Source organism: Kitasatospora sp. NBC_00070, from assembly GCF_045041205.1.
Lineage (GTDB): Bacteria > Actinomycetota > Actinomycetes > Streptomycetales > Streptomycetaceae > Kitasatospora.
The window spans coordinates 4,968,109-4,985,531 of the sequence record NZ_CP108247.1 but is presented as its reverse complement, the minus strand read 5'-3'; the positions used below and the strand labels follow the sequence as shown (position 1 = coordinate 4,985,531).

Sequence of the window (17,423 nt, the reverse complement as noted above, 5' to 3'; positions counted from 1 at the left end):
CCGGGAATGACCCGGATGCGAGCCGCCACGGCTCACGGCGGATTGACCCGCCGTCGGTTGACCGATCGCCAGAACTACTTGGCGGTGGACCGGCGCGCGGTGGTCTTGCGCGTGGCGGTCTTCTTCGCGGGGGCGGTCTTCTTCGCCGCCGCCGTCGCCTTCTTGGCGGGAGCGGCCTTCTTGGCCGCCGCGGTGGTCTTGGCCGCCGTGGTCTTCTTGACCGCGGTGGTCTTCTTCGCGGCGGTGGTCTTGCTGGCCGCCGCCGTCTTCTTGACCGCCGTCGCCTTCTTGGCGGCGGTCGCCGTGGTCTTCTTCGCCGCGGTGGTCTTGACCGCCGTGGTCTTCGCCGCGGTGGTGGCCTTCTTGGCCGCGGTGCGCTTGGCCGGAGCAGCGGCGGCGGCCGTGGCGGCACGCTTGGTCGCGGCACGCTTGACGGCGGCGGTGGTGCCGCTCTTGCCCGGGGTGAGGGAGCCCTTGGGCGCCTTCTTGACCGACGGACCCTCCTTCGGCAGCTTCTTGCTGCCGCTGACCAGGTCCTTGAAGCCCTGGCCGGGACGGAAGCGCGGCACGGCGGTCTTCTTGACCTTGACCTTCTCGCCGGTCTGCGGGTTGCGGGCGAACCGCGCGGAGCGGTCGACCTTCTCGAAGGTGCCGAAGCCGGTGACCGACACCCGGTCACCGGCCACAACGGCACGCACCATGGTGTCGAGCACTGCGTCGACGGCCTCTGCGGCAGCCTTGCGACCGCCCAGCTGCTCGGCCACCGCTTCGACAAGCTGAGCCTTGTTCACGTCTTCCCCTTCGGAAACGGGCGCCGGATGATTCCATCCGTTCAATTCGCACGTTAGGTATGTATCTGCGGAGTTTCAATTACCAAACGCGCGAATCACCCTAGTGTCGCAATGGATTTGCGCGTCCGGGACCTCATCCGAGTGGCGGGCGCCCCTCGTCGAGGTCTTGCACAAAGCGCGCCAACCGCCTTGCCGCCCCCGGAAGATCGCGCTTGGCGGTCTCGGTGACGATCAACAGTTGGCGGGTGAGAGCGGTCTTTGCCTCGGTTGACACGTTCAGCGCATGAACGCGGGCATGTGCCTGCTTCAACCGCTCGGCCACCAGCGCGAAGAGCGCGGTGACTTCCGGGTCGCCCATCCCCTCCGAGGACGCTGGTTCGCAGTCCCCGTACGGAGGTTCATGGTGCCGGTGCATGCAACGATTGTGCCATCTGTACGGAGTTGCGCTGCCCGGGGGTTTATCCGGAGCTCAACTCGGGCCCGGAACAGACCGATGGCCCACCCCTCGGGAGGGGTGGGCCATCCGGCGGACCGTCAGGAATCAGGGGCTCAGAGCACCGGCAGCGTACGCGGCTTGAAGCCCGGCCTGGTGGCCTCGAACTCGGCGATGTCGCCTTCGTTCTGGAGCGTGATGCTGATGTCGTCCAGACCGTTGAGCAGACGCCAGCGGACGTTGTCGTCCAACTCGAAAGAGGCGGTCACGCCGGGGGCGCGGACCTCCCTGGTCTCCAGGTCAACGGTGATCTCGACGGTCGGATCGGCCTCGGTCAGGGCCCACAGCTGATCCACCGTCTCCTGCGGCAGCAGTACGGTGAGCAGACCGTTCTTCAGCGAGTTACCGCGGAAGATGTCGGCGAATCGGGACGAGATGACAGCCTGGAAACCGTAGTTCTGAAGTGCCCAGACCGCATGTTCGCGCGAGGAACCGGTACCGAACTCGGGACCGGCCACCAGCACCGAGGCACCCTGTCGCTCGGGCTGGTTGAGGATGAACTCGGAATCCTTGCGCCAGGCCTCGAACAGCCCGTCCTCGAATCCCGTCCGGGTGACCTTCTTCAGCCAGTGCGCCGGGATGATCTGGTCGGTGTCGACATTGCTGCGGCGCAGCGGAACGGCCCGGCCGGTGTGCGTGGTGAACTTCTCCATGGCTGCTCAGACCTCCACAGCGACGTCGGACGACAGATCGGCGGGTGCGGCCAGCCGGCCCAGCAGAGCGGTGGCGGCGGCGACCTGAGGGGACACCAGGTGGGTACGGCCGCCCTTGCCCTGCCGTCCCTCGAAGTTGCGGTTGGAGGTCGAGGCGCAGCGCTCGCCCGGCGCCAGCTGGTCCGGGTTCATGCCCAGGCACATCGAGCAGCCCGCGTGCCGCCATTCGGCGCCGGCGGCGGTGAAGACCTTGTCCAGGCCCTCCTCGATCGCCTGCAGGGCGACCCGGACCGAGCCGGGGACGACCAGCATCCGGACGCCCTCGGCGATGGTGCGGCCCTCGACGATGGCCGCGGCGGCCCGCAGGTCCTCGATCCGGCCGTTGGTGCAGGAGCCGACGAAGACCGCGTCGACCTTGACCTCGCGCAGCGGCGTACCGGCCTCCAGGCCCATGTACTTGAGCGCGTTCTCGGCCGCGACCCGCTCCGAGGGGTCGGCGAACGAGGCCGGGTCCGGCACGTTGGCGCCCAGCGGCGCGCCCTGGCCCGGGTTGGTGCCCCAGGTGACGAACGGGGTCAGCTCGGTGGCGTCGATGAACACCTCGGCGTCGAAGACCGCGTCCTCGTCGGTGGCCAGCGTGCGCCAGTACTCCACCGCCGCGTCCCACTCGGCGCCCTTGGGGGCGTGCGGGCGGCCCTCCAGGTAGTCGAAGGTGATCTGGTCCGGGGCGATCATGCCGGCCCGGGCGCCCGCCTCGATCGACATGTTGCAGATCGTCATCCGGGCCTCCATGGAGAGGCCGCGGATCGCCGAACCGCGGTACTCCAGGACGTAGCCCTGGCCGCCGCCGGTGCCGATCCTGGTGATGATGGCCAGGATCAGGTCCTTGGCGGTGACGCCGTCGGGCAGCTCGCCCTCGACCGTGATCGCCATAGTCTTGAACGGGGCCAGCGGCAGCGTCTGGGTGGCCAGCACGTGCTCGACCTGGCTGGTGCCGATGCCGAACGCCAGCGCCCCGAAGGCGCCGTGGGTGGAGGTGTGCGAGTCGCCGCAGACCACCGTGGTGCCGGGCTGGGTCAGACCGAGCTGCGGGCCGACCACGTGCACGACGCCCTGCTCGATGTCGCCGAGCGAGTGGATCCGGACCCCGAACTCGGCGGCGTTGGCGCGCAGCGTCTCCAGCTGGACCCGGGAGACCGGGTCCGCGATCGGCTTGTCGATGTCCAGCGTCGGGGTGTTGTGGTCCTCGGTCGCGATCGTCAGATCGGTCCGGCGGACCTTCCGGCCGGCCAGCCGGAGACCGTCGAAGGCCTGCGGGCTGGTCACCTCGTGCAGCAGGTGCAGGTCGATGTAGAGCAGGTCGGGCTCGCCCTCGGCGCGCCGGACGACGTGGTCGTCCCAGACCTTCTCTGCGAGTGTCCGTCCCATCGCTTTCCCTCCAGCCGGCCGCTCTGCCGGCCTTCTCGTGTGATCGAGGTCGTGTGTCCGCCCGCCCTGGTGAGGCGCTGGTCCGGACGACCTGCACGCCGGATCGTGTCCAGCATGCGGACGTTGGATGATGGTCCGAAGCTGGGTGTCTCCCGGGCTGCTCCACCAAGAGTGGCGCTTTTCCCGGAGAATTGAACTTGCGTCTCGCGGAATGAGACTGCAGTATCAGGGCATGGACAACTCTAGCGGCGTCGGCGTTCTCGACAAGGCCGCTCTGGTGCTCAGCGCACTGGAGTCGGGCCCCGCCACGTTGGCGGGGCTGGTCGCCGCCACCGGTTTGGCGCGGCCCACCGCCCACCGACTCGCCGTCGCACTCGAACACCACCGCCTGGTCACCAGGGACATGCAGGGCCGTTTCATCCTCGGCCCCCGACTCTCCGAGCTCTCCGCCGCGGCGGGCGAGGACCGCCTGCTCGCCACCGCCGGGCCGGTGCTCACACACCTGCGCGACGTCACCGGCGAGAGCGCCCAGCTCTACCGCCGGCAGGGCGAGATGCGGATCTGCGTGGCCGCCGCCGAGCGGCTCTCCGGTCTGCGCGACACCGTGCCGGTCGGCTCCACGCTGCCGATGAAGGCCGGCTCCGCCGCCCAGGTCCTGCTGGCCTGGGAGGAGCCCGAGCGCCTGCACCGCGGCCTCCAGGGCGCGCGGTTCACCGCGACCGCCCTGAGCGGCGTCCGGCGGCGCGGCTGGGCCCAGTCGATCGGCGAGCGCGAGCCGGGCGTGGCGTCCGTCTCCGCCCCCGTCCGCGGCCCCTCCAACCGCGTGGTGGCCGCCGTCTCGGTCTCGGGCCCGATCGAGCGCCTGACCCGCCACCCCGGCCGGATGCACGCCCAGGCCATCATCGAGTCCGCCAACCGCCTCACCGAGGCCCTGCGCCGCGGCTAGACCCCGTCCGTCCCGGAAACGCCGAACGGCCCCCGAGGGGGCCGTTCTTCCGCTCTCCCGCGCCCGTCCCGGAACGCAGAAAAGCCCCGGATCACCGGGGCCGTACTACTGGCTGGGGTACCAGGACTCGAACCTAGACTAAATGAACCAGAATCACTCGTGCTGCCAATTACACCATACCCCAACAAAGCATCGGGCCAGTGGGCTGCGACGCCCACCGGCCGTTCCGCTCTGGTACCCCCGACCGGATTCGAACCGGCGCTACTGCCGTGAGAGGGCAGCGTGCTAGGCCGCTACACAACGGGGGCAAACTTGGTGATCCCATGCTTCGTCAGGACCGGGGTTGCGAACTCGTCCGGTGGTGACAGTGGAGAGGATCTGGTACCCCCGACCGGATTCGAACCGGCGCTACTGCCGTGAGAGGGCAGCGTGCTAGGCCGCTACACAACGGGGGCTTGATCTCGATTTGTTGCGTACCCCCGACCGGATTCGAACCGGCGCTACTGCCGTGAGAGGGCAGCGTGCTAGGCCGCTACACAACGGGGGCTTGTACTTCGATACTGCGCTGGGGTACCAGGACTCGAACCTAGACTAAATGAACCAGAATCACTCGTGCTGCCAATTACACCATACCCCACCAGAGTTCAACCCCTGACGGGGTTTTTCTCGGCGTTGCGACCGCTGGTCTGTTCCTGGCGAGGTTTCTGGTCCCTCGCCCTGTCCCTCCCGGGCGGCGCAGAAAGAACATTACCCGACACCCGGCCCCGCTCCAAAATCCATAACCGCAGGCAGTGCCCCGAGGGGCTGCGTCGCTGGTCAACGCAGCCCCTCGGAGCGGGCCGGATCACGCCTCCGGCGTCAGCTCCAGCGCCGCCGTCAGCCGGCGCAGCGTCTCGGCGCGGCCGAGCAGCTCCATCGACTCGAAGAGCGGCGGGGAGACCCGGCGGCCGGTGACGGCCACCCGGAGCGGGGTGAAGGCGAACTTGGGCTTGATGCCCAGGCCGTCCACCAGGGCCGCGCGCAGCGCCGCCTGGATCGGCTCGGGGGTGAAGTCGGCCAGCTCGGTCAGCGCCGCGACGCTGGCGGTCAGCACCGGGCGGGCCTCCGCCGTGAGCGCCTTGGCCGCGTCCTCGGCGTCCACCGTGAAGTCGGCCGGGTCGACGAAGAGGAAGCCCGCCATGGTGACGATCTCGCTCAGCACGACCATCCGCTCCTGGGTGAGCGGCGCCACCGCGGCGAGCAGGTCGAGCTGCTCGGCGGTCGGCTCGGCCGGCAGCAGGCCGGGGGCCTGCAGGTACGGCACCAGGCGGCGGACGAACTCGTCCGGCGCGAGCAGGCGAAGGTGGTCGCCGTTGATCGACTCGCACTTCTTCAGGTCGAAGCGGGCCGGGTTGGCGTTCACCTTGGCGATGTCGAAGGCCGCGACGAACTCCTCCATGGAGAACCGGTCCTGGTCCTCGGAGAGCGACCAGCCCAGCAGCGCCAGGTAGTTGAGCAGGCCCTCGGGCAGGAAGCCGCGCTCGCGGTACAGGTTGAGGCTGGCCTGCGGGTCGCGCTTGGACAGCTTCTTGTTGCCCTCGCCCATCACGTACGGCAGGTGGCCGAAGCGCGGGGTGGAGCCGTCGCCGACGCCGATCTCGGCCAGCGCGGCGTAGAGGGCGATCTGACGCGGCGTCGAGGAGAGCAGGTCCTCGCCGCGGAGCACGTGGGTGATGCCCATCAGGGCGTCGTCCACCGGGTTGACCAGGGTGTACAGCGGCGCGCCGTTGGCCCGGACGATGCCGTAGTCCGGCACGTTCTCCGGCTCGAAGCTGAGCTTCCCGCGGACCAGGTCGTCGAAGACGATGGTCGAGTCGGGCATCCTGAACCGCAGGATCGGCTGACGCCCCTCCTGCCGGTAGACCTCGACCTGATCGGCGCTCAGCTCACGGCAGTGGCCGTCGTAGCCGGAGGGCTTGCCGGCCGCCCGGGCCGCCTCGCGGCGGGCGTCCAGCTCCTCGGTGGAGCAGTAGCAGTGGTAGGCGTGGCCGCCCTCCTGCAACTTGCGGGCGACGTCGGCGTAGATGTCCATCCGCTGCGACTGCCGGTACGGCTCGTGCGGGCCGCCGACCTCGGGGCCCTCGTCCCAGTCGAAGCCGAGCCAGCGCATCGCGTCCAGCAGCTGGTGGTACGAGTCCTCGGAGTCCCGGGCCGCGTCGGTGTCCTCGATCCGGAACACCAGCTTGCCGCCGTGGTGGCGGGCGAAGGCCCAGTTGAAGAGGGCGGTCCTGACCAGGCCCACGTGCGGGTTGCCGGTCGGGGAGGGACAGAAGCGGACCCGGACGGTCGGGTCCAGCTCGGTGTTAGCCACGCTTACAGCTCTTTTCAGCGAGAGATGACCTTATTGGCGAGAGTGCCGATGCCTTCGATGGAGACGGCGACCTCGTCGCCGACGTTGAGCGGGCCGACCCCGGCCGGGGTGCCGGTGAGGATGACGTCACCGGGCAGCAGGGTCATGGCCTCCGAGATGTGCACGATCAGCTCGGCGATCGAACGGACCATCAGGGAGGTCCGGCCGGTCTGCTTGAGCTCACCGTTGACGGTGCAGGTGATCGCCAGGTCGCTCGGGTCCAGCTCGGTCTCGATCCACGGGCCGAGCGGGCAGGAGGTGTCGAAGCCCTTGGCGCGGGCCCACTGGCCCTCGCGCTGCTGGACGTCGCGGGCGGTCACGTCGTTCGCGCAGGTGTAGCCGAAGATGATCTCGGGCACCCGCTCCAGCGGCACCTCGCGGCCCATCCGGCCGATCACCACGGCGAGTTCGGCCTCGTGCTGGACGTCCGAGGAGAACGGCGGGTACGCGATCGCCTCGGTCGGGCCGATCACGGCGGTGGAGGGCTTGAAGAAGGTCAGCGGGACGTCCGGGACCTCGTTGCCGAGCTCCTTGGCGTGCGCCGCGTAGTTGCGGCCGACCGCGACCACCTTGTTGGGCAGGATCGGCGACAGCAGCCGGATGTCCTGCATCCGGTAGCTCTCGCCGCTGAGCTGCATCGAGACGATCGGGTGGCCGGCCAGGCCGTGCACCACCAGCGACTCGGGCTGGGTGGGGTCACCCTCCACCACGCCGAAGGAGACGCTGCCGGCGGCAGGACTCCCTTCCCGGACGGAGAACCTGGCAATGCGCACGGTGGGGAGCCTCTCGGTCTGTCGGGCGCCGGCCGACCGGGCCCTGCTCGAACGGTCCCCAGGCTATCGCGAGAGGGGCGCCGACCCGGCGGTGTGCGGGTCGGCGCCCCTCGGGCGGTGCTCGGAACGGAGCCGGGCGCGGGTCAGTCGCGCGGCCGGCGCGGGGCCGGGGCGACCGACAGCACGGTGCGGCGCGGGTTGGCGGTGACCATCGGCAGGTCGGTCGCGTACTCGCGCGGGCCCTGCGAGGCGCGCAGGCCGGGCAGCTGCCCGAAGTCCTCGATCGAGGCCAGCGAAGTCCGGCGCGGATTGGCGGTCGAGCCGCTCGCGGACACGGACGTGGTGGCCTGGTTCGCCGGCTGGGACATTGCGTCACACCTCTGGGTTCGGGGCCGCTCGGAGGAGTCGGCGACGGTGATTCTGGGCAGGCTGACGCCTGGGCACAGCGCTCCAGGGTAGACGGTCCGGCGGCGGGGCAACGGATGCTCTTTCCACAGGCATCCTGATCACGGCTACATATTTCCGCTGTGATTTTGCTCACAAATTGCCGGACAATGCCGCCATCCCCGGCATTTCGCACCGACGGGCCATGCCGACAATTCCGATATCTCGGACATTCAGGAACGTCTGCGACTCCGGGGGATCCGGGGTCCAGTTGGCATGTATCCGGCGAGTGTCCGAAAAGGGTGGTATTCCGGCCCGATTGCCGCACACTCAGTGAGACGGTGCGCGCAGTGGGTAGCCCAGGACACCGACAGGTAACGCCCCTTGTTGGACTTCTCCCGCTGTGCTGGAATGCGACGGAAAAACTCGACACCGCCCCATCCGCGCAAGCGGGGAGGGGCGCCCGGTCCAGAGGTTGCGACGCCAGTGCAGGGACGTTTCAAGAGGGGCAGCGGCGCCGCGGGAGACCCGGAGTCGCGTGAGCCCGTGGCAGGCCCCCACCAGGCAACGCCGCTCACCGGCCCCGGTGAGCAGATAGTCGGCGGCGGTGAGCCCGAGCCGCAGGACGGCCCGGAGGGCACGGAGTCCGAGCAGCGCGGTCGCTCCCGGCTGCGCAACACGCTGACCCGGCGCCGGGCCACCGGTCTGCGCCGGTTCGCGATGCGCAACTGGCGGATCCGTACCCGTCTGATCGCCCTGCTGCTGCTCCCCGTGGTGGTCGCGCTGGTCCTGGGCGGCCTCCGGGTCGAGGCCTCGCTGCAGAACTCCAGCCAGCTCTCCCAGATGGCCAACCTCGCCGACCTGGCCAAGAAGGCCACCGCCCTGGCCAGCGCCCTGCAGACCGAGCGCGACATCAGTGCGGGCCCGATCACCAACGGCGGTCTCGAGCACGCGGCCGAGCGGGCCAAGGACGACGACATCGTCACCGCCCGGAAGAACTCCGACGCGCTGAGCAAGGCGTTCGCGGCCAGCTCGGACAACTTCGACGAGCTCGACCTGGCCGGTGGCAAGGCCCTGCTGCTGCAGGTCCGCCGCGACCTCAACCAGCTCGCCGAGGCCCGCAGCAACGCGTACCGGGACACCAACAACATCCAGGCGACGATCACCAACTACGACGTGATCATCAAGAACCTGCTGTCCATCACGCAGGACATCGCGATCGCCTCGAACTCGACCGAGCTGGTCAAGATCACCCGCGCCCTGCAGCAGTTCTCGCTGGCCAAGGAGAACACCTCCATGCAGCGCGCGCTGATCAGCGCCGCGCTGGCCAACCCGCAGGGTCCGAACCTGAGCCCCTCCGACGAGACCTTCGGCATCCGGCTGCAGATCTCCGAGGGCAACGCGCTCACCAACTTCACCGCGATCTACGGTGACAGTGAGGCCCAGGCGCTGAACGCCGGGATGGCCCGCAATCAGCAGATCGCCGACTCGGACCGCTACACCAAGCGGGTCCTCACCGCGAACGGCATCAAGCAGACCGACTCGCTCTCGTACAAGCTCTGGTACGACCAGGCCAGCGTGAAGATCAACGCGCAGCAGAAGAGCGAGACCAAGCTGCTGGAGGCGCTGGACGGCAAGGCCGGCGAGCTCCAGGACGCGGCCGACACCGAGGCCCTGGTCAACGGTGCGCTGATCGCCCTGGTGCTGATCGTCGCCATCGCCGGCGCCGCCCTGGTGGCCCGCGGCATGGTGCGCTCGCTGACCCGGCTGCAGGTCGCGGCCGAGGACGTCGCCGAGCGGCGGCTGCCCGAGCTGGTCAAGACCCTCTCCGAGAGCGACCCGCACGACGTCGACGTCACCGTCGAACCCGTCGGTGTCGACTCGGCGGACGAGATCGGCCACGTGGCGCACGCCTTCGACATGGTGCACAAGCAGGCGGTCTCGCTGGCCGCCGAGCAGGCGCTGCTCCGAGGCAACATCAACGCGATGTTCACCAACCTCTCGCGCCGCAGCCAGGGCCTGATCCAGCGTCAGCTGTCGCTGATCTCCGAGCTGGAGAGCCGCGAGGCGGACCCGGACCAGCTGGCCAACCTGTTCAAGCTCGACCACCTCGCGACCCGTATGCGCCGTAACGGCGAGAACCTCCTCGTCCTCGCGGGCGAGGACCCGGGCCGCCGCTGGACCCGCCCCGTCCCGCTGGTCGACGTGCTCCGTGCCGCCGCCTCCGAGGTGGAGCAGTACGAGCGCATCGAGCTCGCCTCGGTGCCGTCGGCCGAGGTCGCGGGCCGGGTCGTCAACGACCTCGTCCACCTGCTCGCCGAGCTGCTGGAGAACGCCACCTCGTTCTCCAGCCCGCAGACCCGGGTCCGGGTCACCGGCCACGCGCTGCCGGACGGCCGGGTGCTGGTCGAGATCCACGACACCGGCATCGGCCTCTCCCCCGACGACCTGGCCGACATCAACGAGCGCCTGGCCAACCCGCCCGTGGTGGACGTCTCGGTCTCCCGCCGGATGGGCCTGTTCGTGGTCGGCCGGCTGTCGCTCCGTCACGGCATCCGGATCCAGCTCCGCCCGAGCGACTCCGGCGGCACCACCGCGCTGGTCATGCTCCCGCTCGACGTCACCACCTCCGGCGACCGGCGCGGCCCCGGCCGTCCCGGCTCCGCCCAGGGCAAGCAGCAGCGCGGCGTCGGTCCGACGCCGCGTCAGCAGGGCCGTCCGAACGTCGCCGAGGCGCTGGCCGGCCGTGGTGCCGCCGCGCTCGGCCAGGGCGGCCCCGGTGCCGCTCCGGGCGCTCGTCCGCAGCTCCAGGGCGGTCGCCCCGGCGGTCCCGGTGGCGCCCCCGGCGCCGGCGGTCTGTTCGGTGCCCCGGCCGGCGCGCTGCCGACCCGGGAGGCTGGGCAGGCACTGCGCGAGACCCCGGCCGAGGGCCTGCCGCCGCGGCGCGTCCCCGGCGCCTCCGGTGCGCCCGGCCTGCCGGGCCGGACCGGCCCCGGTGCGGGTCAGCAGCGCCGTGCCCCGCAGGAGCAGGGCCCCGGTCAGGGCCGTCCCGGCCCCGGCCGGCAGCAGCGTCCGCCGGTCGGCGGGCCCACCGGGAACGCCGCCGACACCGCCTGGGCCGACCAGCCGCAGCACGGCCGGGCCACCCAGCCCGACCCGGCGCGGCGCCGTCCGCAGGAGCCGGCCCAGCGCCAGCCGTTCGAGCAGGGGGCCCCGCAGGCTCCCGTCCAGCAGCAGGCCCCGGCTCCGCAGCAGCAGCAGTTCCCGGCGCCGCTGGAGTCCGGTGCACCGGACTCCACCGCGCAGTTCGCCCGGCCGCGCTTCGAGGCCAGCGAGATCGACCCGCGCGACCCGCTCGGGCTCGGTCTGGTCGAGCCGGTGCTGCCCACCGTACCCACCCCGGCACCGCAGCAGCACGCCCCGCAGCCGCTCCCCCAGCCGGTCCAGCAGCAGCCGATGGCGCTGCCGACCGGTCCCGGCGCGGAGGACACCCAGCAGTGGACGCGTCCGCAGGACGCGTCGGCGGGCCGGCTCCGGCCGGGCCAGGACTTCGGTCAGCGCCCGCAGGCCCAGAGCCAGCAGGCCCCGCGCCAGCAGGGTCAGGGCCAGCAGGGCCATGGCCCGCTCGGTCAGGGCGGCGGCCAGCCGCTGCCCGGCCGGGCCAGGGGCACCGAGGGCCGGCCGGCCCCGCAGCAGGGTCCGGCCCAGCCCGGTGGCCCGGAGGACCGTCCGCGGTCCTACCAGCCCCGGCGGCCCGGCACCTCCGCCCCCGGCTTCACCGAGCCGGGCGCCGCCCCGCGTCCGCAGCAGCAGGCCGGTCCGGCACAGGGCCCGCAGCAGCCGCAGGCGCCCCAGCAGGAGCAGGCCCAGCGGGCCCCCGGCTTCGGGGACGCGCCGTGGCGGCCGTCCGCCAACGACGAGCGCTGGCGCCGGGCCGAGCAGGTCCGGGAGCCGTCCTCCGACGGGCTGACCATGTCGGGCCTGCCCCGGCGGACCCCGCAGGCCAACCTGGTCTCCGGCACCGCCGAGGCGGCGCCGCTGACCGGTCCGCAGGTCTCCCGCGCCCCCGAGGAGGTGCGCGGCCGGCTCACCAACCTGCGCCGCGGCATCCAGCAGGGCCGGCAGGCGGGCGCGGAGCAGGCCCAGGGGCAGCAGCCGGGCCAGGGGCAGCAGCAGAGCCGTGGCCCGCAGGGCTTCGACGGCTTCGGGGGAGGCCACCGCAACGGCGGCGGCCGGCAGAACGGTGCGCAGGGCAACCCGGGTTCCGGGGAGTTCGGCCCAGATCACCAGGAGCGTTGAGTTGAGTCAGATGAGCCAGGCCGCACAGAACCTGAACTGGCTGATCACCAATTTCGTGGACAACACCCCCGGGGTGTCGCACACGGTGGTGGTCTCCGCCGACGGTCTCCTGCTCGCCATGTCCGAAGGCTTCCCCCGCGACCGGGCCGACCAGCTCGCCGCCGTCGCCTCCGGCCTGACCTCCCTCACCTCCGGCGCCAGCCGGATCTTCGAGGGCGGCGACGTCAACCAGACCGTCGTCGAGATGGAACGCGGCTTCCTCTTCCTCATGGCAGTCAGCGACGGCTCCTCCCTCGCCGTCCTCGCCGCCCCCGACTCCGACATCGGCCTCGTCGGCTACGAAATGGCCCTCCTCGTCGACCGCGCCGGAGCCGTCCTCACCCCCGCACTCCGCGCCGAACTCCAGGGCAGTCTCCTGCACTGACGGTTCGTCAACCTCGATGCGCCGGACCGACCGACCCGGTCCGGCGCCCCAGCCGTCAGCCGCCGCAGGGCGGTTGACACCACCGCCTCGGCTGGCCTTCACCCAGCCGGAACCTGCTGCGAACGGCGGCAGCACAAGGAGGACTCATGACCCCGACACCCGCCGGCTCCTACGGCAACAACGGGTACGGCGGCGGCGGTTACGGCCCCCGGCAGTCCGGCAGCGGCAGTGGCTACGGCGGCCAGGAGTCCGGCGGGTACGAGCAGCAGCCGCTGGTCCGTCCGTACGCGATGACCGGCGGCCGCACCCGGCCCAGGTACCAGCTCGCGATCGAGGCGCTGATCTCCACCACCGCCTCCGCCGAGCGCACCGGTGGCCTGCTGCCCGAGCACGCCCGGATCGTGAGTCTCTGCCGCGAAGTGAAATCCGTCGCCGAGATCTCCGCGCTGGCCGGCGTGCCGCTCGGGGTCGCCCGGATCCTCGTCGCCGACCTGGCGGAAGCCGGTCTTGTCGCCATCCACCAGCCCGCCGCCGCGGGCGAGTCGGGCGGAACGCCTGACGTCACGCTGCTCGAAAGGGTCCTCAGTGGACTTCGCAAGCTCTAACGCGGCCGCCCCCGCCCGCGCGACCACCTCCGCGAAGATCGTCGTCGCAGGCGGCTTCGGCGTCGGCAAGACCACCCTGGTCGGCGCGGTCTCCGAGATCAACCCCCTGCGCACCGAAGCCGTCATGACCAGCGCCAGCGCCGGCATCGACGACCTCAGCCATGTCTCCGGGAAGACGACCACCACGGTCGCCATGGACTTCGGCCGGATCACCCTCGACGAAGACCTCATCCTCTACCTCTTCGGCACCCCCGGCCAGGACCGCTTCTGGTTCATGTGGGACGACCTCGTCCGCGGCGCCATCGGCGCCGTCGTCCTCGTCGACACCCGCCGCCTCGCCGACTGCTTCCCCGCACTCGACTACTTCGAAAACAGCGGACTCCCCTTCGTCGTCGCCCTCAACGGCTTCGACGGACACCAACCCCACACCGCCGACGAAGTCCGCGAAGCACTCCAACTCGGCCCCGACACCCCCGTCATCACCCTCGACGCCCGCCGCCGCGACAGCGCCAAAAGCGCCCTCATCACCCTCGTCGAACACGCCCTCCTCGCCCGACTGCGCTAGTCGTCCCACCCCGGGTCACCGAGAGTTCGTACCCGGAGGTGAACGGTCGGGTGAGAGTGATAACGGTTCGGTAGGCATTTAAAGATCGAAAGTAACTCTCCGTAGTATTCGGACCGCACTCTGCAGTATTCGGTCCGCTCTTGATAGTGAATGTCTGATTTGTACGCAGCAAATCGTGCGCGGATGCCTGTTTGTCCCCCATCCGCACACGTGCTGAAATGCCAGCTACCCCATCGCCACCCTGGCAGTTCCACCCAGCAGCGGGCTGCGGCGAGCGGGGATTAGAGAGGTTGTTGTCGAGTGAGGCGTAAGCAGCCAGTCACCCCGCAGCGGCGCTCCGAGCCCCGCGAGAACGAGTCGGGCGGCAGCGGCCAGGCCCCCGGGTTCTCGGCGTTCACGCCGAGCGCGGAGGAGCGACCCGCGGCCCCGGCGGCCAACGGACCGGCCGGAGCGAGGAGTTCCGCCGCCACGCCGGCCCCGAGCCGGTACGAGTTCCTGGCGCCCCGGAACTGGCGGGTGCCCACCCGTCTGATCGCGATCCTGCTGATCCCGGTGATCATCTCGCTGGTCTTCGGCGGCCTCCGCGTCAACAGCTCCTTCGACGACTTCGTCAAGGCCACCCACGCCGAGAAGACCGCCCAGCTCGCCAAGGCCGCCACCGAGCTGGCCCACGCGCTGGAGTCCGAGCGCGACCTCACCTCGATCCCCCTGCTGGTCGGGCTGGACGACAAGGGCGAGGTGAAGAAGTACCGGGACAAGACCGACCAGGCCCTGGCCGAGTACCGGACCGCGTTCAACGCGATCTCCGACGACGACATGCTGTCCCGCCGCGACGCCGCCTTCCAGCAGCTCGTGGTGCACCTGCCGCACCTGCGCCAGAACGCCTACAAGCCCGAGCTGTACGCGACCGCGACCCAGGCCGCGTACTCGATGCTGCTCGCGCCGCTGATGGCCTACGACAACTCGGTCGGCTTCGGCAGCTCCAGCGTCACCAGCAAGGGCCGGGCGATCTACGCCATCTCGCTGGCCAAGGCCTCCGCCTCGACCCAGCGCGTGCTGATGTTCAACCTGCTGGTCGGCATCAGCCAGAAGCGGACCACCTCGCAGGAGGAGCTCGAACTGGTCCAGCAGCTGGCCGTGGCCAGCAAGCTGGAGCAGGTCTCGGTCAACGAGTTCAACACCGGTAGCCCCGCCGAGGACGTCAAGGTCTACGCGGACGCCCTGGTCACCCAGGCGGCCACCGACCAGCGCGCCGCGCTGAAGGTGCCCGGCACCGACAACGCGCCGACCATGCAGGGCCTGATCTCGCTCGGCCTGTCCTTCGTCGGCACCGCCCGCAACAACCCGAACGAAGAGGCGAAGGCGTTCCAGGCGGCCCGCGACGCCGGTCTCACGCCCGAGGCGTGGAACCAGGCCACCGCGAGCCACATCAACGCGCTCCGCACCACCGAGACCCGCCTGCTGGAGGAGGTCGTCGGCGACGCGGCCAACATCAAGAACCGCGCGCAGACCGACATGATCCTCAACTCGGTCATCGTGGTGGTCTCGCTGGCCCTGGCCGGTCTCTTCACCGGTCTGATCGCCCGCTCGATGATCCTCGGCATGCGCACCCTGAACAGCGCCGCGCTGGAGATCGCCAACCACCGTCTCCCCGACCTGGTCGAGAAGCTCTCCAAGACCGACCCGGACCGGGTGGACACCTCGGTGTCGCCGATCCCGCTGTACGGCAAGGACGAGATCGGCGAGGTCGCCCGCGCCTTCGACCAGGTCCACCAGCAGGCGGTCTCGCTGGCCGCCGAGCAGGCCCTGCTCCGGGGCAACGTCAACGCGATCTTCACCAACCTGTCCCGTCGCAGCCAGGGCCTGATCCAGCGTCAGCTGGCGCTGATCACCGACCTCGAGAACAACGAGGCCGACCCGGACCAGCTGGAGAACCTCTTCAAGCTGGACCACCTCGCGACCCGTATGCGCCGCAACGGCGAGAACCTGCTCGTCCTCGCGGGCGAGGAGGCCGGCCGCCGCTGGAACACCCCGGTGCCGCTGGTCGACGTGCTCCGTGCCGCCGCCTCCGAGGTGGAGCAGTACGAGCGCATCGAGCTGGCCGGCATCCCGGAGGCCGAGGTGATCGGCGCCGCCGTGACCGACCTCGTCCACCTGCTCGCCGAGCTGCTGGAGAACGCCACCTCGTTCTCCAGCCCGCAGACCCGGGTACTGGTCAACGCCACCCGGCTGCCGGACGGCCGGGTGCTGGTCGAGATCCACGACAAGGGCATCGGCCTCACCGCCGAGGACTTCGCCGAGATCAACGAGAAGCTGGCCGAGCCGCCCACGGTGGACGCCACCATCTCCCGCCGGATGGGCCTGTTCGTGGTCGGCCGGCTGTCCCAGCGGCACGACCTCCGGGTCCAGCTCCGCCCCTCGGGCGAGTCGGCCGGCACCACCTCGCTGGTGATGCTGCCGCAGCACCTGACCGAGCTGGCCGCCCTGCCGGAGCCGGAGGAGCAGTTCACCGTCTCCCGGATCTTCGCCGAGCAGGAGCCGCAGGACGAGTGGAACGGGGTCGAGCAGGGCCGCAGCGCGGCCGAGCTGGGCTTCGACGACCACCTGACGGGCCACGGGGGCAGCAGCGGCTTCAGCCCCGCCCTGGAGGCCATGCAGCGCTCCCAGCGGCTGGACCAGCGCCGCCGGACCGCCCTGGAGGCGGGCCCCGGTGCGGAGCCGGTGATCGACGCCGAGGTCGAGGAGTCGCCGTACGCGCCCGAGCGCTACACCGAGGACGCCTACGCCTACCAGCAGCCGGAGCAGTACGCCGAGCAGCCGTACGCCGAGGACGCCTATCGCGACCCGTTCGGCGCCCAGCAGCCCCAGCAGCAGTACGCCGAGGACGGCTACGGCTACCAGGACGAGCAGCAGCAGTACGGCGACTCGCCGTACGGCCAGCCGTACCAGGAGCCGCAGTACGCCGAGGCGGCCGCCCAGGAGTCGTACGGGCAGCAGGAGCAGTACGGCTACCAGCAGGACCAGTACCAGCCGTACGAGCAGTACGAGGAGCCGTCCGGCCACCCGTACACCCCGGAGCCCGCGGCGCTGCCGTCGGCCGCTCCGGCGAGCACCCTCGGCTCGGGTCTGCCGCAGCGCCGTCCCGGCCAGCAGTTGGCCGGTGCGGGTGCCTCGGCCGACCGCCCGGGCCCGAACATGTTCGGCGGCGGTCAGGGCGACGCCGAGAAGCCCAACTGGTTCGCCGGTGCCAAGGACACCACCGAGGCTCCGGAGAACCGGGGCCACGAGGTGTCGGCGCTCGGCGGGTACGGGCCGACCGGCCCGACCGGCGCCCCGCGGGGTGACTGGCAGTCGCCCAACGACGGCGACTGGCAGCGCGCGAACCAGCTCCGCGAGCCGGCCGCCGGCGGGACCACCCCGTCCGGCCTGCCCCGCCGGGTACCCAAGCAGAACCTGGTCGCCGGGAACGCCAAGCCCAGCCCCCAGGACGGCCCCCAGGTCTCGCGCAGCCCCGAGGAGGTCCGCGGTCGCCTGACCAACCTGCGCCGCGGCGTCGAACAGGGCCGTAGTGCGGGCGCGGACCAGGGCAACACCGGAAGCTTCCGGATCGACCCCCAGCAGCAGAACAGCACCGATCTCTTCGGCGGCTCGAACCACCAGGAGCGTTGAGTTG

General features: G+C 70.9%; 13 protein-coding genes and 5 tRNA genes. 6 read left to right on the top strand and 12 right to left on the bottom strand.

Annotated features, from left to right (window positions below; genetic code table 11):
• Positions 1 to 74: 74 nt before the first annotated feature.
• The 4 genes from OHV05_RS22885 to leuC all read right to left on the bottom strand — a co-directional run bounded on the left by OHV05_RS22885 (position 75) and on the right by leuC (position 3,365).
• A complete protein-coding gene (locus tag OHV05_RS22885; RefSeq protein WP_405019310.1) occupies positions 75 to 791 on the bottom strand; it encodes an HU family DNA-binding protein in 717 nt (238 codons plus the stop codon).
• A gap of 133 nt (positions 792 to 924) precedes the next feature.
• Positions 925 to 1,149, bottom strand: coding sequence for a hypothetical protein (locus OHV05_RS22880; protein ID WP_405019309.1), 225 nt, complete (start codon positions 1,147 to 1,149; stop codon positions 925 to 927).
• A gap of 191 nt (positions 1,150 to 1,340) precedes the next feature.
• Complete coding sequence (leuD, locus tag OHV05_RS22875) at positions 1,341 to 1,937, bottom strand: 3-isopropylmalate dehydratase small subunit (protein WP_405019308.1); 597 nt, start codon at positions 1,935 to 1,937, stop codon at positions 1,341 to 1,343.
• A 6-nt stretch (positions 1,938 to 1,943) separates the two neighbouring features.
• Positions 1,944 to 3,365, bottom strand: a complete 1,422-nt coding sequence (gene leuC, locus OHV05_RS22870) for a 3-isopropylmalate dehydratase large subunit (protein WP_405019307.1) — start codon at positions 3,363 to 3,365, stop codon at positions 1,944 to 1,946.
• A 232-nt stretch (positions 3,366 to 3,597) separates the two neighbouring features.
• On the opposite strand from leuC, the gene ndgR reads away from it, so the two are divergent.
• On the top strand, positions 3,598 to 4,311 hold the full coding sequence (gene ndgR / locus OHV05_RS22865) for an IclR family transcriptional regulator NdgR (RefSeq protein WP_057232382.1): 714 nt from the start codon (positions 3,598 to 3,600) through the stop codon (positions 4,309 to 4,311).
• Between the two features lie 109 nt (positions 4,312 to 4,420).
• Here ndgR and OHV05_RS22860 read toward each other — a convergent pair.
• The 8 genes from OHV05_RS22860 to OHV05_RS22825 all read right to left on the bottom strand — a co-directional run bounded on the left by OHV05_RS22860 (position 4,421) and on the right by OHV05_RS22825 (position 7,841).
• A tRNA-Gln gene (locus OHV05_RS22860) sits at positions 4,421 to 4,495 on the bottom strand.
• 48 nt (positions 4,496 to 4,543) lie between these two features.
• Positions 4,544 to 4,619 (bottom strand) — tRNA-Glu (locus OHV05_RS22855).
• 71 nt (positions 4,620 to 4,690) lie between these two features.
• Positions 4,691 to 4,766, bottom strand: a tRNA-Glu gene (locus OHV05_RS22850).
• Between the two features lie 19 nt (positions 4,767 to 4,785).
• Positions 4,786 to 4,858: transfer RNA gene (locus tag OHV05_RS22845), tRNA-Glu, on the bottom strand.
• A gap of 18 nt (positions 4,859 to 4,876) precedes the next feature.
• Positions 4,877 to 4,948, bottom strand: a tRNA-Gln gene (locus OHV05_RS22840).
• 207 nt (positions 4,949 to 5,155) lie between these two features.
• The gene (gltX, locus tag OHV05_RS22835; protein ID WP_405019306.1) at positions 5,156 to 6,661 is read right to left on the bottom strand and encodes a glutamate--tRNA ligase; all 1,506 of its coding nucleotides are present in this window, start codon (positions 6,659 to 6,661) and stop codon (positions 5,156 to 5,158) included.
• Between the two features lie 14 nt (positions 6,662 to 6,675).
• Complete coding sequence (locus OHV05_RS22830; protein WP_403042095.1) at positions 6,676 to 7,473, bottom strand: fumarylacetoacetate hydrolase family protein; 798 nt, start codon at positions 7,471 to 7,473, stop codon at positions 6,676 to 6,678.
• Positions 7,474 to 7,616: 143 nt separating this feature from the next.
• The gene (locus tag OHV05_RS22825; RefSeq protein WP_405019305.1) at positions 7,617 to 7,841 is read right to left on the bottom strand and encodes a hypothetical protein; all 225 of its coding nucleotides are present in this window, start codon (positions 7,839 to 7,841) and stop codon (positions 7,617 to 7,619) included.
• 562 nt (positions 7,842 to 8,403) lie between these two features.
• On the opposite strand from OHV05_RS22825, the gene OHV05_RS22820 reads away from it, so the two are divergent.
• The 5 genes from OHV05_RS22820 (at position 8,404) to OHV05_RS22800 (ending at position 17,419) form a co-directional block, all read left to right on the top strand.
• Positions 8,404 to 12,156 carry a nitrate- and nitrite sensing domain-containing protein gene (locus tag OHV05_RS22820; RefSeq protein ID WP_405019304.1) on the top strand — a complete coding sequence of 1,251 codons (3,753 nt, stop codon included), beginning with the start codon at positions 8,404 to 8,406 and terminating at the stop codon, positions 12,154 to 12,156.
• A gap of 10 nt (positions 12,157 to 12,166) precedes the next feature.
• Entirely contained in the window at positions 12,167 to 12,580 is a 414-nt protein-coding gene (locus OHV05_RS22815; RefSeq protein ID WP_057232378.1) for a roadblock/LC7 domain-containing protein, read from the top strand.
• A 146-nt stretch (positions 12,581 to 12,726) separates the two neighbouring features.
• Entirely contained in the window at positions 12,727 to 13,185 is a 459-nt protein-coding gene (locus tag OHV05_RS22810) for a DUF742 domain-containing protein (RefSeq protein ID WP_405019303.1), read from the top strand.
• Positions 13,166 to 13,750: a GTP-binding protein gene (locus OHV05_RS22805; protein ID WP_405019302.1), complete on the top strand. Its 585-nt coding sequence runs from the start codon at positions 13,166 to 13,168 to the stop codon at positions 13,748 to 13,750. Before OHV05_RS22810 ends, OHV05_RS22805 begins: the two co-directional genes overlap by 20 nt.
• A 300-nt stretch (positions 13,751 to 14,050) precedes the next feature.
• Positions 14,051 to 17,419, top strand: coding sequence for a nitrate- and nitrite sensing domain-containing protein (locus OHV05_RS22800; protein ID WP_405019301.1), 3,369 nt, complete (start codon positions 14,051 to 14,053; stop codon positions 17,417 to 17,419).
• The last annotated feature ends 4 nt before the right edge of the window (positions 17,420 to 17,423 follow it).

What these genes read in the sequence shown, in the direction of transcription:
- OHV05_RS22880 (WP_405019309.1), bottom strand. Translation starts at nt 1,149, where the DNA reads ATGGGCGACCCGGAAGTCACCGCGCTCTTCGCGCTGGTGGCCGAGCGG.
- leuD (WP_405019308.1), bottom strand. Translation starts at nt 1,937, where the DNA reads ATGGAGAAGTTCACCACGCACACCGGCCGGGCCGTTCCGCTGCGCCGC.
- leuC (WP_405019307.1), bottom strand. Translation starts at nt 3,365, where the DNA reads ATGGGACGGACACTCGCAGAGAAGGTCTGGGACGACCACGTCGTCCGG.
- ndgR (WP_057232382.1), top strand. Translation starts at nt 3,598, where the DNA reads ATGGACAACTCTAGCGGCGTCGGCGTTCTCGACAAGGCCGCTCTGGTG.
- OHV05_RS22825 (WP_405019305.1), bottom strand. Translation starts at nt 7,841, where the DNA reads ATGTCCCAGCCGGCGAACCAGGCCACCACGTCCGTGTCCGCGAGCGGC.
- OHV05_RS22815 (WP_057232378.1), top strand. Translation starts at nt 12,167, where the DNA reads ATGAGCCAGGCCGCACAGAACCTGAACTGGCTGATCACCAATTTCGTG.
- OHV05_RS22810 (WP_405019303.1), top strand. Translation starts at nt 12,727, where the DNA reads ATGACCCCGACACCCGCCGGCTCCTACGGCAACAACGGGTACGGCGGC.